The sequence below is a fragment of the Oceanobacillus jordanicus genome, from assembly GCF_022095695.1.
In the GTDB taxonomy this organism is placed as follows: Bacteria; Bacillota; Bacilli; order Bacillales; family Amphibacillaceae; genus Oceanobacillus_B; species Oceanobacillus_B jordanicus.
In genome coordinates this window covers 66812-86122 of record NZ_JAIFZM010000012.1, presented here as the reverse complement: position 1 = coordinate 86122, position 19311 = coordinate 66812, and the positions used below count along the sequence as shown (strand labels likewise).

Genomic DNA, 19311 nt, shown 5'->3' with positions numbered 1-19311 from the left:
TTCTACATAATTCGTTTTTTCTGTCGATATAACTTGAGAATGTACATTTCAAAATAAATCATCAAAGAGAGTGGTGTTATTACGCATGAAAAAATTCAAATTTAATAAAATGAAGTTTAGCTTAAAGAATAAGTTACTCCTATCCTTTTTGCTAGTACTGTTAGTTCCAAGTTGCATTATTGCCTATACGTCTTACATGAGCGCAAAAAGTAATACAGATAGTAGAATGTTAGATACAGCACAAGAAAGTGTGCAGATGGTAGACTCAACAATTAATCAACTCCTTCAAGCACAAATGGAAAACGTCGATTTTCTATCTAATGCTATTTCAGCAGAATCCATTATAGAAGGTAACACGGAAGAACTTGAAGCAATCCTTAGTAGCTCTCAAGATTCCAAGGCGGATCTTGAACAAACCTATGTGGGAACGGAGGAAGGAGATTTCCTTGTAGCACCAGACTCTATTCAAGTTAAGCCAGATTATGACCCTCGTGAACGCCCTTGGTATCAATTAGCTATGGAAAATCAAGGAGAAGTTGTTATAACAGAGCCTTATTTATCTAGTTCTACCGATGTGATTGTCGTAACAATTGCTAAAACAACCGCTGATGGACAAGGCGTTATTGGAGCCAACTTGCAGCTTGATCGCTTATCAGCCATGATTAATGAAATAAAAATTGGCGAAGAAGGTTATGTGTTTTTACTAGATCAAAACGGTAATTATATCAGCCATCCAACTAATGAGGCAGGTTCTGAAGAAACGGCTCCATTTATGGAAGATCTTTATGCTTCAGTTACTGGTAAATTTGATTATGGATATGATGGGGAGGAGAAAAAACTTGCCTTCACTACAAATACTACTTCCGGATGGAAGATAGCTGGATCTATGCTTCAAAGTGAAGTAGAGGATGCTGTAGCTCCAATTTATCAAAAAACGATCATTGTTATTGCCATTGCACTTGTCATTGGAATTGCAGTTGTGCTATTAATCATCCGTTCTATCACTCGCCCAGTTAATAATTTGGTTGAAGTTGCTGACAAAATGAGTAAGGGCGATTTAACTGCAGAGGTTGAAAATCATAGCAAAGATGAAATTGGCCAATTGGCACAAGCATTTAATCGAATGAGAAAGCATTTGAATGGAGTTATTGTCCAAGTACGTGACAAAGCAAACAACCTTGCCGCATCTTCTGAGGAACTAAACGCAAGTTCACAACAAAACACGGTAGCCACAGAACAGATTACAAATTCTATTCAAGATGTAGCATCTGGTGTGGAAAGTCAATCTAGTAGTATTGACTCTAGCTCCATGATGGCGAAGAACATGTCTTCCTCCATTCAGCAGATTGCAACAAGTTCTAATGAGGTTTCTTCCACAGCAGAAGATGCAAACGTTGTTATTGAAGCTGGGAATAAAGCAATTAAGACAACGGTTGGACAAATGGAATTTATTAAGAAAACGGTCCATGAACTTTCTGGAAATATTAAAGGTCTTGGTAATAAAACAAGAGAGATTGGCGAGATCGTGGATGTGATCACGAACATCGCAGAGCAAACCAATCTATTAGCCTTGAATGCTGCTATTGAAGCGGCAAGAGCTGGCGAACATGGGAAGGGTTTTGCCGTTGTAGCAGATGAAGTTCGTAAGCTTGCTGAGCAATCATCTCAATCATCCGAGCAGATTAAGAATATGATCCAATCTATTCAGAGTGAATCCATCGATGCTGTCAAAGCGATGGAAACCGGTACTACGGAAGTAGATCGAGGAATTGAAGTGGTTAGCGAAGCTGGGCAGTCCTTTAATGATATTACATCATTTGTAAACACAGTAACGACCCAGATTCAGCAAGTTGCTTCAAAAATTCAAGAAATTTCTTCAGGTACAGACCAATTTGTTGAAACATTTGATAGTCTTGCAGGTATTTCGGAAACAACATCTGGAGCAGCACAAAACGTTTCTGCTTCTACAGAGGAACAGCTAGCATCCATGGAGGAAATTACCGATTCTGCTAATTCTCTGTCGGTTATGGCGGAGGAATTGCAGGAAGTTGTGGAGCAGTTTAAGTTGTAGTTATAGAAGACTATAGAATAATAAAAGAGTGGTACTTCCCAACCTATGGGTGAAAGTACCACTCTTTTTAATTGCTGTATTTTTGTCCCAGCCTCTACGTTCTGAACGAACTAACGGCGAAAGATTTTAATTATTATTTGATCTTCGTCTTTATCTGTTATGCGAACCGATTGTATTTCCCTAACCGCTTACTTGAACTCTTCGCAGTCTCTTTTCCCATCCAATTTAATAGTATAAAAAGGAGAGGTTTCCGCGAATCCATGTCATATACATTCACTTCCAATTTTGGAGTACTTCTTAATGAATCACTCTGCAATAAAGATAAAATATAAAATAAATAACAGGCAAATGACATACATAATAGGATTGATTTCTCTATAACGCTTTTGGGCTAATAATGCTAAGGGATAAAGGATAAACCCAAAAGCAAGTCCCATGGCCACACTGGAAGTTAGTGGCATCATAATAATAGTCAAAAATGCTGGAATTACTACTTCTATTTTACTCCAATTAACATTCCGAATATCCATTGCCATTAATGCCCCAACAACAATTAACGCAGGAGCAGTGACTTCTGTTGTTATGACAGCAAGAATTGGTGAAAAGAATAATGCAATCGCAAAGCAAAGCGCAGTGATGATCGAGGTAAATCCAGTTCTTCCCCCAACCGCAATTCCTGAGGATGATTCTACACTCGTGGCAGGTGTGGAAGTTCCTAATATCGCTCCGATTGACGCAGCTGAAGAATCCGCTAGCAATGCTCTTCCTATCTTCGGAATCTTATTGTTTTTCATGATTCCCGCTTGGCTCGTAAGTGCGATTAACGCGCCCGCTGTATCAAAAAAAGCAACAAATAAAAAGGTAAAAATAACGGCTAATACCTCTGGTGTAAAAATAGCATCGAGATTCATAAACACAGCACCAAACGTTGGTTCAAGACTCGGAATCGTACCGATAATCGAAGATGGAATCTTAATAAAGCCAATAAGCATTCCAATAATTGTTGTAATTGCCATCCCATAAAATATTGCCCCATTCATTCCACGAACGAGCATAATAATTGTTGTAAGGAGACCAATGATAGCTAATGCTGTTCCAGGTAATGTTAAATCACCAATCGAAACAAACGTATCTGGATTCGCAACAATAATTCCTGCATTTTTAAACCCAATAAACGCAATGAAAAAACCAATCCCAGCAGCAATTGCATGTTTTAAGTCCTCCGGTATCGTATTAATGATTTTTTCCCTGATTTTCATTAAGCTTAAAATCATAAAAATAATTCCCGCAATAAAAACCCCAGTCAAAGCTACTTGCCATTCAATTCCCATTCCAATAACTACAGAGAACGTAAAGAATGAATTCAGTCCCATACTAGGCGCAATTGCGATCGGATAATTAGCAAGCAACCCAATAAGTAAAGTCCCAATGATCGCAGTTAGTGCAGTAGCTGTAAACACAGCCCCTCTGTCCATCCCTGCTTGGCTAAGTATAAGTGGGTTTACGACTAAAATATACGAAACTGAAAGAAAGGTTGTTAGACCGGCTAAAATTTCCTGTTTATATGATGTATTTCTCTCTGTAAATCCAAAAAAGTTTCTCATGATGTGTAGTATCTCCTATATGCTACTTCTGTATAAAAAAACTTTGGCTTCGTCCCAGCATGCCAAAGTAACCATTAATAATTTAGTGGATATGGAAAAATATAATTTAGGACATTCGCCCAAATGAGAGCAGGAGGCTATTTCAAAGTTTTGCCCATTTATTCCCAACAATTAATTTACTATATTTTCTTTATAAACCATTTTTTCTGTCGATATAACTGGAGAATGTACATTCCTAAATCAACTAAGAGAGTGGTGTTATTACACATGAAAAAATTAAAAACTAAAAAATTCACGTTCAACTTAAAGAACAAGCTACTCTTGTCCTTTTTACTGGTACTGTTAGTTCCCAGCTGCATTATTGCCTATACTTCTTATATGAGTGCTAAAGATAATACAGATAATCGAATGATGGAAACTGCACGGGAAAGTGTAGAGCTGGTAGACCATACGATTAATCAGCTTCTTCAGGCACAGATGGAAAATGTAGACTTTCTATCTAATGCTATTTCTGCGGAAACCATAATAAATGGTAGCACGGAAGAAATACAAACTTTGCTGAACAGAAACCATGATTCTAAAGCCGATATTGATCAAACCTATGTAGGTACAAGCGAAGGCGACTTTCTAACCGCTCCTGAGTCCATTGAACAATCAGAGGATTATGACCCACGCGAACGACCTTGGTATCAACAGGCTATGGAAAACCAAAGTGAAATAGTTATTACAGAGCCTTACGTATCTAACTCAACACAGGATGTGGTTGTAACGATTGCCCAAACGACTGAAGATGGCCAAGGTGTTATTGGTGTAGATTTAAACTTGGGAAACTTGGCAGCGATGGTAGACCAAATTAATATTGGTAAAGAGGGATATGTATTCTTATTAGACGGTAGCAGCCATTATATTACTCATCCTAGTAATGAAGCTGGGTCCGAAGCAACTGAATCTTTTATAAAAGATCTTTATGTAACAGACAAAGGTACGTTTGATTATAAGTTTGAAGGGGACAAGAAAAAACTCGCCTTCACGACAAATGAGTCGGCCGGCTGGAAGATAGCTGGTAGTATGTATCAAAGTGAAGTAGATGATGCTGTGGCGCCTATTCTACACACAACACTATTTGTAATTGCTGGCGCACTTGCTATCGGGATTGCAATCGTACTATTAATTATTCGTTCTATCACTAGACCAGTTAATAACCTTGTAGAAGTTGCTAATAAAATGAGCAAGGGTGATTTAACTGTTTCTGTGACAAATGATAGTAATGATGAGATTGGCCAATTGGCACAAGCCTTCAATCGCATGAGAAAGCATTTAAATGAAGTAATTGTACAAGTAAGAGATAAAGCGAACAACCTTGCAGCATCTTCTGAGGAGTTAAATGCAAGTTCGCAACAGAACACAGTAGCTACAGAACAAATTACGAATTCTATTCAAGATGTAGCTTCCGGCGTGGAAAGTCAATCTAGCAGCATAGATTCCAGCTCCAGAATGGCGCAGGAAATGTCATCATCTATTCAACAAATTGCAACCAGTTCCAATGAGGTTTCCTCAACTGCTGCAGATGCTACAACAGTCGTCGATGCGGGTAACAAAGCAATTAAGACAACGGTTGGCCAAATGGAGTTCATTAAGAAAACGGTCCATGAACTTTCAGGAAACATTAAAGGTCTTGGTAATAAAACGAGAGAAATTGGGGAAATCGTGGATGTTATCACGAATATTGCAGAGCAAACCAATCTATTAGCCTTGAATGCGGCTATCGAAGCGGCAAGAGCTGGGGAACACGGGAAAGGCTTTGCTGTTGTAGCAGATGAAGTTCGTAAGCTTGCAGAGCAATCGTCTCAATCATCCGAGCAGATTAAGAATATGATTCAATCTATACAGAGCGAATCCGTCGACGCAGTGAAGGCGATGGAAACCGGTACTACCGAAGTAGATCGAGGAATTGAAGTGGTTAGCGAAGCTGGTCAGTCCTTTAATGATATTACATCATTTGTAAATACAGTAACGACACAGATCCAACAGGTTGCTTCAAAAATTCAAGAAATCTCTTCAGGCACAGACCAATTTGTAGAAACATTTGATAGTCTTGCAGGTATTTCTGAAACAACTTCTGGAGCAGCACAAAACGTTTCTGCTTCAACAGAGGAACAGCTAGCATCCATGGAGGAAATTACCGATTCAGCTAATTCCCTCTCCATTATGGCGGAGGAATTGCAGGAGGTTGTGGAGCAGTTTAAGTTGTAAAAGGTAAGACTATAGAACAACATTAATTAACCCCAAAGGTTAGAATTAGATCTAACTTTTTGGGGTGTTTTTTATCTAACTTTTTTAAATTTGACACTCAGCTAAAACCATTGTTCCTATAAAAAACAGTATACTAAACAATTATTCTCTTGCGACAATCGTCGAAAAACTTGGTGGCTTATGTAGGGCCGAGTAATGGAAGTGTTCCATCTCGGTAGATATCATGCTTGTGAAATAAAATAAACAGTGCCTTTGTAACATCTCTTCTATATGCTAGGTAATAAAGTACTTTTAAATTTTTGTTGTCGATTATATCGTTTAATTGCTAGATTTATTAAATGGTTGATTAAATCTGAGTAATCGAGACCGCTAGCTTCCCATAATCTTGGATAAATACTAGTCTTTGCAAAGGAAGGCAATGTGTTCACTTCATTAACATAAAAACAACCATCGTCTGTCAAGAAAAAATCTACACGAGCAAGACCTTCGCATTGTAGTGTCTCAAAAGCTTTTAAGGCTACACGTTGCATTTCATCAATTTTACTCTCATTTAATTTTGCTGGTATTCCAAATTTGGTATCATCTTCATTCATGTATTTTGATTTGTAAGAGTATAATCCGTTGTTTATTAGAACTTCACCTGGGAGAGAAACTAGTGGATTCTCATTCCCCAGTAATGCAAAATTAATTTCCCTACCAATAATTGTCTCTTCGATAATTATTTTATGGTCATATTCAAACACCATATTTATTGCATTTTCAAATTCTTCTTTTGTCGAGACATTACTCACACCGACTGATGACCCTAAATTTGCAGGTTTTATAAACATTGATCTGCCTAAATACGTGGCTAATTCTTCATAATGTATTTTATCCCGTTGAGAGATAGTGAAAGACTGCCATTTTGCAACATTGATGCCAACTCCTTGCATTAAACGCTTAGCAATATCTTTATCCATACATATTGCCGACCCCAACACGTCAGAGCCAACATACGGTAGATTCGCAATTTTTAATAACCCTTGAATACTTCCATCTTCTCCTAAAGTTCCATGAACAACTGGAAATATGACATCAAGTTGCTTTAAAGGACTACCATATTTAGTCAATATTAACTGGTTTTTCATTTCACCTGGTAGGATGGCAACATGATCTTTTGATTTATTTAATTCTACTTGTTCTATGTTTTCTGGATTAAATAAATAAGAAGCTTCATTATTAAGATGCCATTTCCCCTTTTTATCAACCCCTATTAAGATGGGTTCAAATTTATCTCTATTGATAGCTTTAACAATACTATTAGCGGATTGTAATGAAACTTCATGCTCAACGGATTTACCACCATAAATTATCCCTACATTTATCTTTTTCAATTTATGGACATCCCTTCATGTTGTTTTGCTATGTGGATTGCATTTGGAATAGCATAACGTGCCAAATCAAATTCAAATACTGTAATACCAGGTTTATTGATATTTACTTCAATTAAATATGGTATTGCATTTTTGTCTAGTGCAAAATCAAATGCTATTTCATTAAAGTTTTCTTCATAAAGAGAAGAGAATGTATTCGTTACATTTAACGCAGCATCCTTAATGGACTCTTCGATTTTTTCGATACGATTATTAGGAAAATTTCTTTTTAGAAAACCCACTAATTTCCCTGTATAACCACCACTATTCATCGACATAATGGTGGCATAGTTTAATCCTATACGAGGATATATTGTTACGAAGTCCCAATTATTCTTGCCGTTTTTCATCATATGGACTCGTATATCAAATGGATTCCCTTCCTTTGTTCTTGTTTCAATGTATTTTTGTACAAGAAAACTACCTTCTTCAAGTATTTTTCGTAAAAATTTTGCTAAAGCTAATTCACTGTATACCTGTTTATTGTCTTTTTCTGCTACTAAATATTGGCCTGAATCTTGTTTTTCGATTAAGTGCACACCACGCGCAAAAGATCCAACTTCTGGTTTAACGATTACAGCTTCATAACGTGCAATAAAATCTAATATATCTTTTGTCCGTGTTACTTTTTGATATGGAATAATTACTTCGTTAAGTTCACCTGTCTCTTGAAGTTTATCGTAGACTTCTAGTTTACTAATTGAATTTCCATAAAATTCATTAGTAATAGGTATACCTTCAAACTCTCCATATATTTCATTATAATATCCCGTTCCACGTAATCTTAATCGGTCATAGATAACATCAGGATAGGGTACTATTTTAGGAGTCCATTCCTTATTCTCATAAAAATAGCCTCTAATTAAGCCTGTATCATAATCAACATCTTTCGGGCTAAAATAGTAAAAATTTGAACCCTCATAATTTGCTACGTATGCACAAGCAGTTGCTAATTTATCATCTTCACCTTGTGGTGTTAGCATACCAATTGCTACTTTATTCTTACTTAAATTTGCTACCGCTAATTTTGAAGCTTTTGAATTAAATTGGTCTTTAAGCTTTCTTCCATTTTGAAATTCATTCGTAGAGTAAATTCCATTCTCAGCTACATATTTTGCATACCCTATTATATTTTTTGCCCAATCTTTCTCATGATATTTCGTTTGGGGTCCATTATTTACCTCATGCATCCAAAAACGCCCTGATTGATCAATTGTTAAGTCAATCCCTAAATCACTTAAAGCAAATCCAAATAGTTTATCTAAATGATGGGTTAGATCTAAAGCTAGCTCTTTTAAATCCTTACTATACTGTTCTCCTTTACTTTCAAATTCAGTTTTTAAAAAGGTATCTAAACTTTCGGTTCTCCCCCCGCGACTAATGTTACTAAGTATACTCTTTTTATTCCCCACACGCGGGTATATGTTCGTTAATGTCCATTTACCTTCATAATTCTTTTGAACATGGGCTCGTATATCGAAAGGTTCACTTTCATGGGTACGGGATTCTATATAGTTTTGAATAATATATTTCCTGTTTTTCTGTAGTAACGTATGCTGAACCCAATCACTAAACTTTTGTTGTCCTAGGATTCTTTCTTTTTTTCCTTCTAAAATTGAGAAATGATTCCTTTTTTTTTCAATAAAGTAAATATCTCTACCTTGGCTCCCGTGAATGGGTTTAATAACAGCTTTACTTTTATCATTTAAAAAGTCATATACTACATCCTCTTTCGTAATACCTTTAAAAGGTACAAGTAATTCTGCAAACCTTTTGTATTTAACCAATCTTTTTGGCAAAAGAAATTTGTTTCCAAGTCCAAAGTTCGTAAAAGGAATTTCACTTCTTAATTTTCTTTCAATTGGTGTTTGTCTTCCTCTAGAAACCATGTCTACATTATAAATAGAATGTGGATATTCAACGGATTCCCGTATCCAATTACCATTTTTATAAATTTCGCCATGAATTAGTTTCTCTTCTATGTTTACGTCACTTAAACAGAAAAATACAACTTGCACTTGTTGATTTGTAGCTTCTTCCACTAACGCATCTATTCTTTCTTTTGGATAGACTTGTCTTGGGCTCATTGCGCCGTAATAAACTCCTACGACAATTTTACCCTGGGATAGAACTGGCAGTTCTACCTCATATATTTTTTCCAACCTTTTCAGCTGCGGTGCAAGTGAAAACTGAATAATCTCTGAAACCTTTATCATTTGCCGTTTTTCTAATGCTTGAGCAATTAATAATAAAGAGTGTTCAATCTTATCCTTTTCCATTTTACTTTCTTTAGACAATTGATTAGCATTTAACGCTTTTTCGATAGTAGAAACCCCTTCAACAATCGAACTAAACATATGTATACTTTGATTTAATTCATTTTGCTTAATAAGTTTAGAAAAATGATCTGTTGCCTCTATTAGAGTAGAGATAATATTTATTATTTGAAAGTTTTTCTTATCATTTAACTTTTCCATGTTGACACTTCCTTTGTTTATAAATTACAAGTAAAATGGTTCATTTGCTAATACTATTATCGGTTAATTTGCTGTAAGATAAAAGGCAACTCTGAGTTTTCTTATGTTTTCTAGATTTTCAATAAAAGTATTTTTACTCTTGGAAACTATTTTCTAAATGAATAAGGGGTAGTTAAAATAGAGGAATTAGATTTCTTAAAAAGATACCTTATCATATAAAATAGATAAAAAAAAGACCCCAGCCGATGCCAGAGTCTTAGATTCAATACTACTGAAGTAACTGGAGTACTCCCTGTGGTTGTTGATTTGCTTGAGCTAGCATGCTTTGCGCTGCCTGGCTAAGGATGTTGTTTTTAGTAAAGTTCATCATTTCTTTTGCCATGTCAACGTCACGAATACGAGATTCAGCAGCCGTTAGGTTTTCGGAAGAAGTTCCAAGGTTGTTAATAGTATGCTCTAGGCGGTTTTGAGTTGCCCCGAGTTTAGAACGTTCAGCCGAAACTGTGTCGATTGCTTCCTGGATAGTAGTGATTGCTGTGTCAGCAGCTTCTTGGTTTGAAATATCAATGCCTTCAGTAGTTGATCTAGCAACACCCAATGATTCAGCGTCCATTGCGTCAACTTGGATTTTTAGGTTTTGGCCTTCATTTGCACCAATGTGGAATGTAGCTTCAAACTCTCCACCAAGCAAGTTTTGCGTGTTAAATTCAGTGTTGTCAGCAATACGAGTAATTTCTTGTGATAGTTGATCTACTTCTTTTTGCAATTCTGCACGGTCTTTGTCTGTATTTGTATCGTTAGAGCTTTGCACAGCCAATTCACGCATACGTTGAAGGATTGAATGCGTTTCATTCAATGCACCTTCAGCAGTTTGAATTAAAGAAATACCATCTTGAGCATTCTTAGAAGCCATTTCAAGACCTTTAATTTGTCCACGCATTTTTTCAGAGATTGCTAGACCTGCAGCATCGTCTCCAGCTTTGTTAATTCCAAGACCTGAAGAAAGTTTCTCCAAAGAATTTTGTGTTGCGTTTTGGTTTGCTCCTAATTGGCGATGTGCATTAAGAGCTGAAATATTGTGATTGATAATCATAATTTTCTTACCTCCATGTAAGTGTATTTTTTGGGCACGTCCTTGTGTCCCATCTATAACAACACATAGGTGAATTTCACCATTGCGTTATTAACATTTGTCAATGTTCGGCCAAAACATTTTCATCATCATGATGACTACATTCCTTATATCGACCGTTTTATAGAATGTTTAAATGTTTTTATAAAAAAAGATAAATAATTTTTCTTTTGTGACAAGCATAGGATTCTTTAACAGCGTGGTAATAATCTGTTATTCTATCTGAAAGCGCTTATAAAATTGAAAGGAAAGTGAAATCTATGAAAGTTATTACGCGGTTTTGTGACCGTATGGTTCAGCGGTATTTGCCTGATGCGTTTTTATTTGCCATTATTTTAACGCTTGCTGTCTTTATTCTTGGCATGATTTTTACAGATAGTTCCCCTGTCGACATGGTGTCCTATTGGGGAAATGGTTTTTGGGATCTTTTAGCGTTTGCGATGCAGATGTCCCTGATTGTGGTAACAGGTCATATCTTAGCTAGTACGCCTGTTGTTCGAAACCTTCTTAAGAAAATAAGTACTCTTGCGAACACGCCATCTCAGGCTATATTGCTCGTGACATTTATTGCTTCACTTGCTTGTATCATTAATTATGGGTTTGGTCTTGTGGTTGGGGCCTTATTTGCTATTCATGTAGCAAAGCGAGTACCAACAGTAGATTACCGTATCCTAATGGCGAGTGCCTATAGTGGTTTTCTATTATGGCATGGCGGATTGTCCGCTTCCATCCCTTTATTAATTGCAACACCAGGTCACTTTTTGGAAGACACGATGGGGACCGTTCCGGTTAGCGAGACATTATTCAGTAGCTTTAACTTGTTTATTGTCTTTTTCCTTTTATTCACACTTCCATTTGTAAATCGCTTCTTAATGAAGTCACGCGATCCGATAACACAAGGGGACGCACATTTATGGAGACCAGAGTCCCTTGATGGCTCGAGTGAAGAAACTTGGGAAGAGAAAGTAGCCGAAACACCAGCAGAAAAATTGGAAAATAGCCAGATTTTATCAGTAGTCATCGGGATACTTGGCTTTGCATTTGTTTTTTACTTCTTTGTGCAAAATGGGTTTGATCTTAATATTAATATCGTAAACTTTATCATGCTATTTTTGGGAATTATATTCCACCGTACACCGAGAAGATTTTTGAACAGTGTAACGAATGCGGTTAAGAATGTTGGCGGGATCATTGTGCAATTTCCGTTTTATGCAGGGATTATGGGGATGATGGTGGCGTCTGGGTTATCAGAACAGATGTCGATGGCATTTGTTAACATGTCCAACTCGTTCACCTTTCCACTATTTTCCTTTTTAAGCGCGGGACTAGTCAATTTCTTCGTTCCATCCGGTGGTGGACAGTGGGCTGTACAAGGACCAATTATGATTCCGGCTGCACTTGATCTAGGCGTTGATACTGCGAAGACTGCTGTCGCCGTTGCTTGGGGTGATGCTTGGACCAATATGATACAGCCATTCTGGGCACTGCCTTTACTTGCGATCGCCGGATTAAAAGTGCGTGACATTATGGGCTTTTGTGTCTTAATTCTCTTGTATAGTTTTATTCCAATCTCAATTGGTCTATTATTCTTCTAAGCAGTTAATCCTCGGGCGACCGGGGATTTTTTCTTTTTAAGAGCAAAAAAAATAAGCCTGCACATGCACGCCTTAATGTTGATTTTGTTTTAATAACTTCATATCAGCCTTTGTTTCAACGACACTATCACTAAGCACAGAAAACTTGGCGTCCAATTTGCGAATGTCCTGTTTAAGTTCTTTTTCTAGATTGGCAACTCGTGTATCTAAATGGGATACCTTTTGTCCCAGCTCAGTGATAGCCTGCATAATATCTTTGTTTGAAATATCTCCCACATTCATCACCTCTCTCTTGATTTATCCTACCATGGTTAGGATAAATCAACAAGCGACCAAAAAGTTATTATAGTAGTTGAAATCCTATCCATACTACACTTTTTCCTATTGAAAAACAGAATTATGCCCCCCAGAAATTTACTCAAAACGTTAGAAAAACTCGCATTCGCTCGTCCTTTAGCGAAAGCGTACGTTTTTCTTATACTTGGAACCTCAAAATTTCAACTGCGTCGACTTTGCTTCCTTGCTGAAATTTTATACTCTCCTAACGTGCAAAAAAAATAAGCCTGCAGACGCACGCCCTATTGAATAATTCCTTGGGATAAAAATTTATTAGTGCTTTTTTCAAGCTGTCTCTCTACCACTGTTGCAATTCGTTGGTCTAATCGTACAACATTTTGCTGTAAACCGTTTAATGTGAGTTCTATGTTATTGGCCCTGATTTCTAAACTTAGAAACAGTTCATCCATTTGCTTGCTTTTTGTCTGCAATTCGTTGATTTCTTCTAGTAGCTTTGTGACACTTCGCAACAGATCTTCCATCATTTCTTTGGTCAATCTGTCCCCTCCTTGTATGCATAGAATATTTTGTAATATAATCGTAACATTTCAATCTAGGGACAACAAGTGTATATAGGCGGATATTTCTATAGGAAGAAAGTAGGCCTATTTATCTGGAATATGAAAAAGGAACTCTTCTAATGAAGAATCCCTCTCTAAATTTATCTATCTCTATCTGCTAACAAGCGATTTAATGTATCAGCTGATTGGGAAATTGTTGTTGCAGACTGCTCAATTCCACTGATTGCTTCATTAAATACTTCTAGATCATCCTGGATCGTTTCATTACTGCGTTTGGATTTATCCATGCTCGCATCAATTTCTCCAAAAGCGTCTTCTGTATTTTTTAGTTCACTTTTAATTGTATCCAAAAATTCCTGTGCTACTTTGATATTAGAAGAACTGTTGAAGACTTGCTCTCCTGTTTGGTTTACAAGGTCGGTAACATTTGTTACAGAGCTGCCTGTTTGTTCAGCAAGCTTACGCACTTCTTCTGCTACAACGGCAAAGCCTCGTCCATGTTCGCCAGCTCTAGCAGCTTCAATGGATGCATTTAATGCTAACAAATTGGTCTGGTCCGCGATTGACTTCACAATCTCGATGATTTCTTTAATTTTTATAGATGTCGTTTCCAAATTGGTCATTTCCAAAACGATTTTAGCTGTGCTATCCTCTAGCTCTTGCACAGAGGAGCGCATATCAGAAAGTCTGGAAACCCCTTTGTCGGCGGCAGTTTTTGCATTTTGTGCCAGTTCCGTACCACTTCTTGAGCTTGTTGTGATGACGCCAATTTTTTCGGTCATGTCACCAATTGACGCATTTGTTTGTTCAGCTAATGCTGCAAGCTCTGCAGAAGTATGTTCAACTGAATTCAAAATTTCCATCTTGGCTTGTTCTTGTTGATCCCGGAATTCTGCAACTTCATCATCGTATGCTTCCAACACAACCTGTTGTTCCAGGTTGAGTAGTTTATTGACAAGCTTTATGCCAAGTAAGCGATCATCCTGATGTGGGAATTTTGTTACGATTAAATCAATCAAACCGTCAAATAACTTTTGGAACGAAGCAATATACCATTTCTGGGTAAGGCCAATTTTTACATGAATATGAGCGATTCTCTTCCGGCGTTGAATAAAGGCTTCACTAATTTCACCAGAAAACATCTCAATAATATGTCTTTCTAACGTCAGTTTCAATTTATCGATTGAACTGTATTCTTCAATTATCGCGATCAGCTTTGGATTTTGTTCAATACTTCCATAGAAGCAGTCTATGATGTTTTTGTTATCTGCTTCCACATATGGCTTTAGTGCCATGGCTATTGCAAAGTCTTCTCGTTTTAAATCAAGCATTTTTAATTGCTTTTCTAAATCTGATCCTGGTGTCACTTCAATCGTTGGGTTCATTTCACTTGAAGCTTGCTGAAGTGTTTGTTTGTTCTTTTCACTTTTTTGCTTTCTATGTATGGATAATCCCAATATGGTTCCCCCTCTTTGTCCCTCTACTTTTTATATCGGCATAAGTTGTCTTAATTTATAGGTCTATAGACGGATTACTGCATATTTTTTTGATTTCATTTTTGGGGTGCCTGATTCTGTTGGCGACGGAGTCGAACTTAGGGGGTGCTGCGTCTCTCTCCGGGGGTGCTGCGCCTTTTTTCGGGGTCCGTGCGTCTCTTCCTGAGATTGTTGCGTCGCTCTAACGTTTCACTTCAAGCTTGAGTGTGTTCTTTTATCAAAAAAACCACTCCCCCTTAAGGAAGTGGTTCAATTCATTATTTCGCTGCTTTTTCATGCAATATATTCCCTGCTAACGCATAGAGAACAGCATATGTGACGAAATGGGAGGAGTTGTCATTGGGATCCTGTTGTGGGTAAACTTCCACATAGTCCATTCCGCGAATGCCCATCTTGGCGAACTCGTGCACAAGCTCCAACAACTCATAAGAAGTGAGGCCATTTCCATCTACGGGGCCGCCTGGATTAAATGCGAAGTCGAGTACATCACTGCAAATGCTTAGGTAAACAGCTTCTGTTCCTTCGCTGGCAATTTTATATGCTTTCTCTGCTAAAGCTGCAAGATCCTTTGCTTTGCGTACCTCTCTAACAGAGATAGTAGTCGCGCCGACTTCCTTCGCATATTTCCCAGTTTCGGGCGCGTTCCTCGGTCCGTGGATTCCCATATGGACAATGCTTTCATTTCGCACACTTTCACTTTCATAAATGCGGTGAAATGGTGTACTTCTTGCATATAGGTCGCCTTCATATTCTTTATAGTTGTCATAGTGAGCATCCAGATGAATGACTCCCACTTTGCCGTCTACTTCTTCACTTAATGCTTTTACAATGGGATAAGTGATACCATGATCACCACCGAAAGCGACAGGGAATTTCCCCGTTTTCCAAACACCTGAGGCAAAGTCCTCAATTCGTTTCATCGTCTCGATTGTATCTGCTGGCACCACATCTACATCCCCAAGATCGCCAATTGTATAATGGGAAAGCACATCGATGTCATCTAATTCCGGCAAATAGCCTGAATACCGAGCAGAGTTGAGGCGGATAGCCTTTGGTCCGAGCTCACAACCAGTGTAATCTCCCCAGGTTACGGCTCCCTCCCAAGGGACACCGTAAATGAGGACATCGCGATCGGTCACATCATCTTTTCCTAATTTCACTTTTTTTCCATTAAGATAGCAAGGTGTATTGCCGTATAATTTATTTTGACTCATGCTGTATCACTCCTAACGTTATTTTACGCCTGCAACTTTATCGTATTCTTCCTGCATCTCCTTAGAAGGTCCTTTACCAATCAAACTGAATAAAATTATCGCAATACTTGATAGCACAAAACCTGGTACGATCTCGTATAAAGCAGATCCGGTCAATGGCCATAGGAAGACTGTTACGCCACCCACGATAATTCCGGCGACCGCACCGTTTCGAGACATCTTTCTCCAGAATAAGGAAAACAGAACAGCTGGCCCAAACGTTGCACCAAATCCTGCCCATGCATAGCTTACAAGATCAAGCACAGAGCTTGTTTCATTCCATGCAAGCATGATTGCGATAATCGCAATGACAAGAACGGAAATCCGTCCAACCCATACCAGTTCTTTATCAGATGCATTTTTGCGGAAATATCTTCTGTAAAAATCCTCCGAAAGGGCACTGGAAGAAACAAGTAATTGTGAGTCAACCGTACTCATAATGGCTGCAAGTACTGCTGCGAGTAAGATTCCGGCAACCCATGGATTATAAACAACTTGCACTAGCTGTATGAAGACTTGCTCAGAATCGGCAAGAGGCTCATTAAAGGTTACGATACCAAGCATCCCAACAATTAACGCACCATATAGCGGGATAACAAGTCCAAAAGCTACACTGATCAAACGTGCTTTACGAACTTCCTTATGGGAACGGATTGCCATAAAACGAGCTAGGATGTGTGGCTGACCAAAATACCCAAGACCCCAGGCAAGTGCAGAAATAATTCCCACCGCTCCGATCGCCCCTAAAGGCTCCCAAAACACCCCTTCTGGTTGGTTATAATCTGTTGCTGAGAACGCATCAATTAAATTGGGGGTTATTTGTCCAAGCTGATTAAATAATTCCCCAAATCCACCAATCTCAATCAAACCATAAATGGAAGTAAATAAAAGTGCTGCCGACATAAGTACACCCTGGACAAAATCTGTATAGCTAACTGCAAGGAATCCACCCAAAAAGGTATAGGAAACGATAATAATGGCACCAACTGTTAAAGCAAAATGATAATCCATATCAAAAGTTCCCTGGAATAATTTTGCACCAGCCACGAGTCCTGAAGCTGTATAGAATAAGAAAAACGCTAAAATAAATGCTGCGGAAATCACGCGTAATAAATGTGACTTATCTCGAAATCGATTTTCAAAAAACTGTGGTAATGTAATGGAGTTATTGGAGTATTCGGTGTAAACACGTAGACGTTTTGCGACATATTGCCAGTTAATCATGGCACCAACTGCCAGACCAATTGCAATCCATAAGCTCCATTGTCCAAGACCTGCCGCATATGCCGCACCAGGCAAACCAATTAAGAGCCAGCCACTAAAATCACTCGCTGATGCTGAAAATGCAGCAACCCAGCTATTTAACTTCCTGCCACCGAGTACATAATCTGATAATGTGTTTGTCATTCTGTACGTAATAATTCCGATGACAATCATTCCAACAAGGTAAAAAATAAATGTTATCAACGTGGCGTTCATTTCGAGTCATCCCCCTTTTCCGTGAAAAAGGTAATCACTGCCCAGACTACCAATAGCGGCATGGGAACGACAAACCAAAATAATGTCCATCCACCAATTGCATATTCCATCGTATTCCTCCTTTGTCTTTATCTATATCATATTAACATAACAATTAGAAAATTTCATTTAATCGGAAATGAGTGTTAATTTATGCAACAAAAAAATAAGCCTTGCTGTTATGCAAGGCTTATTACGTTTCGTTATTGATTCCATTTTTCTGTAAAATAACCTATATCGCTCGACAGTTCTTCCCAAGCTTTATTGGAAATATTCCCTTTTTCTTTTTCATAATCAAGCAATACCGTCATACCCTGCAAATGCTTTACTAGTTTTTCATTCTTCTCTTGCTCTTTATAATAGTTCAGTGCCCGCAAATGGTTGTGTAATAGGGTAGAAGTTTCTGTACCTTGAATATCACCATGCTCTATAAAGTGGTCAACTAGCCATTCCGTACCTTCTAGATTGTAAGAATGACTTCCTTCTATTAATGAAACCTCGGCAATGACTGGTAGATGATCCGCTGCTTGGCTAGACATCTTAGTAGCAGAATGGACTTCGATCCTTGGAGAAGCGAATACATAATCAATTCTCCGGTCAGGCGAGGCAGCAGGATACGTATACCCATCTTCTTCTATACTCCAGTTCCAAGCATCCGCATATTTCTGAAATAATGGTTGGAGTTCAGGTGCATCAGGTCTCGCGTTCATATCTCCAACGAGAATACTATAGGTATGCGCTGCCATGATTTCTTCCATGTCCGCAACCTGCATTTCCCTTACAATAGGATCTGCCCTGTAGTCTAAATGTGTCACATAAAAAGCCACTTCTGCACCATTCACATTAATCTGTGCTTCAAGGAATCCTGGTGCAGGTTTAGGTACAGGATCCGGGTCTTGTGTAGACAATCTTGCAATCTCTCTATTTGCAGCATTGGTAATTGGATATTTACTCAATACTGCTACACCAAATTGCCTGCGTGGTTCCCCTTCGCCTGCTGGGTCAAAGTCATAGATTGGGGCAAAATAGTAATCCATATCTAAACGTTCAGCAAGTAATGCCACCATGTTATCATTGTTACTGCGATCTCCCCAGTGAACATCTACTTCCTGCAAGCCGATAATATCCGCACCTGTATTCTCAATGGCTGTAGCAATTCGCTCCAAATTATACGCCCCATCAGTCCCCCTACCCGCTGCAACGTTATACGTCGCCACCTTCACAGTAGTTTCTTCCAACTGACTTGACCCTTGCACCGCATACGTTTCATACGAAGGAGAAAGAGATACCCACAGCAATGCCACAAATCCAGCAACAAACAACATCGCCTTTTTCATTAAATCTACTCCCCTCTATTATTTTATAAAAGACAGTATTGGGACAAATGCATCCCCGCTAAATAATAACCCGAACTATAATGCAAATTCTTGAGTAAAGGTTTGCTTAGTTCGGGTTTTGTATGTTTATAAACTAATCTTAGCGTAGGCAGAACACGTAGACTCGTCGAAAATCCAAAGCAATTTTCTTCGTGCGAAGTGAAGCTGTCGAAGCTCTCCTTGTCCTACGGGAAAAGCACGAGCTGAAGACCCCGGAGTGGTGCCCTTTCCACGAGGAGGCTGAGGCCGTGCCCGTGGAAAGCGTAG

13 protein-coding genes are annotated in these 19311 nt (G+C 38.3%); 3 read left to right on the top strand and 10 right to left on the bottom strand.

Annotation, left to right across the window (positions count from 1 at the left end):
• Positions 1-85: 85 nt before the first annotated feature.
• Positions 86-2071 (top strand): methyl-accepting chemotaxis protein, encoded by a 1986-nt coding sequence (locus K3T81_RS14310; RefSeq protein ID WP_238020666.1) that lies wholly within the window; start codon positions 86-88, stop codon positions 2069-2071.
• A 305-nt stretch (positions 2072-2376) separates the two neighbouring features.
• On the opposite strand, the gene K3T81_RS14305 is transcribed toward K3T81_RS14310, so the two are convergent.
• Complete coding sequence (locus K3T81_RS14305; protein WP_238020665.1) at positions 2377-3675, bottom strand: NCS2 family permease; 1299 nt, start codon at positions 3673-3675, stop codon at positions 2377-2379.
• A 267-nt stretch (positions 3676-3942) separates the two neighbouring features.
• On the opposite strand from K3T81_RS14305, the gene K3T81_RS14300 reads away from it, so the two are divergent.
• Positions 3943-5928, top strand: coding sequence for a methyl-accepting chemotaxis protein (locus K3T81_RS14300; RefSeq protein ID WP_238020664.1), 1986 nt, complete (start codon positions 3943-3945; stop codon positions 5926-5928).
• A 266-nt stretch (positions 5929-6194) separates the two neighbouring features.
• Here K3T81_RS14300 and ddlA read toward each other — a convergent pair whose 3' ends face one another.
• The 3 genes from ddlA to hag form a co-directional block, all read right to left on the bottom strand.
• Positions 6195-7301 carry a D-alanine--D-alanine ligase gene (gene ddlA / locus K3T81_RS14295; protein WP_238020663.1) on the bottom strand — a complete coding sequence of 369 codons (1107 nt, stop codon included), beginning with the start codon at positions 7299-7301 and terminating at the stop codon, positions 6195-6197.
• Positions 7298-9817 carry a YheC/YheD family protein gene (locus tag K3T81_RS14290; RefSeq protein WP_238020661.1) on the bottom strand — a complete coding sequence of 840 codons (2520 nt, stop codon included), beginning with the start codon at positions 9815-9817 and terminating at the stop codon, positions 7298-7300. Before K3T81_RS14290 ends, ddlA begins: the two co-directional genes overlap by 4 nt.
• 268 nt (positions 9818-10085) lie before the next feature.
• The gene (gene hag / locus K3T81_RS14285) at positions 10086-10910 is read right to left on the bottom strand and encodes a flagellin Hag (protein ID WP_238020659.1); all 825 of its coding nucleotides are present in this window, start codon (positions 10908-10910) and stop codon (positions 10086-10088) included.
• A 299-nt stretch (positions 10911-11209) separates the two neighbouring features.
• On the opposite strand from hag, the gene K3T81_RS14280 reads away from it, so the two are divergent.
• Positions 11210-12544 (top strand): short-chain fatty acid transporter, encoded by a 1335-nt coding sequence (locus tag K3T81_RS14280; RefSeq protein ID WP_238020657.1) that lies wholly within the window; start codon positions 11210-11212, stop codon positions 12542-12544.
• Between the two features lie 72 nt (positions 12545-12616).
• Here K3T81_RS14280 and K3T81_RS14275 read toward each other — a convergent pair whose 3' ends face one another.
• From K3T81_RS14275 to K3T81_RS14245, 6 genes are all read right to left on the bottom strand, one after another.
• Entirely contained in the window at positions 12617-12820 is a 204-nt protein-coding gene (locus K3T81_RS14275; RefSeq protein WP_238020656.1) for a hypothetical protein, read from the bottom strand.
• Positions 12821-13122: 302 nt separating this feature from the next.
• Positions 13123-13377 carry a hypothetical protein gene (locus K3T81_RS14270; RefSeq protein ID WP_036575215.1) on the bottom strand — a complete coding sequence of 85 codons (255 nt, stop codon included), beginning with the start codon at positions 13375-13377 and terminating at the stop codon, positions 13123-13125.
• Between the two features lie 164 nt (positions 13378-13541).
• Positions 13542-14858 carry a globin-coupled sensor protein gene (locus K3T81_RS19535; protein WP_275949843.1) on the bottom strand — a complete coding sequence of 439 codons (1317 nt, stop codon included), beginning with the start codon at positions 14856-14858 and terminating at the stop codon, positions 13542-13544.
• A gap of 296 nt (positions 14859-15154) precedes the next feature.
• Positions 15155-16111, bottom strand: a complete 957-nt coding sequence (locus K3T81_RS14255) for an agmatinase family protein (protein WP_106897416.1) — start codon at positions 16109-16111, stop codon at positions 15155-15157.
• 18 nt (positions 16112-16129) lie between these two features.
• Positions 16130-17629 (bottom strand): sodium/proline symporter PutP, encoded by a 1500-nt coding sequence (gene putP, locus K3T81_RS14250; protein ID WP_106897417.1) that lies wholly within the window; start codon positions 17627-17629, stop codon positions 16130-16132.
• A gap of 242 nt (positions 17630-17871) precedes the next feature.
• Complete coding sequence (locus tag K3T81_RS14245) at positions 17872-19005, bottom strand: endonuclease/exonuclease/phosphatase family protein (protein WP_238020654.1); 1134 nt, start codon at positions 19003-19005, stop codon at positions 17872-17874.
• Positions 19006-19311: the final 306 nt, after the last annotated feature.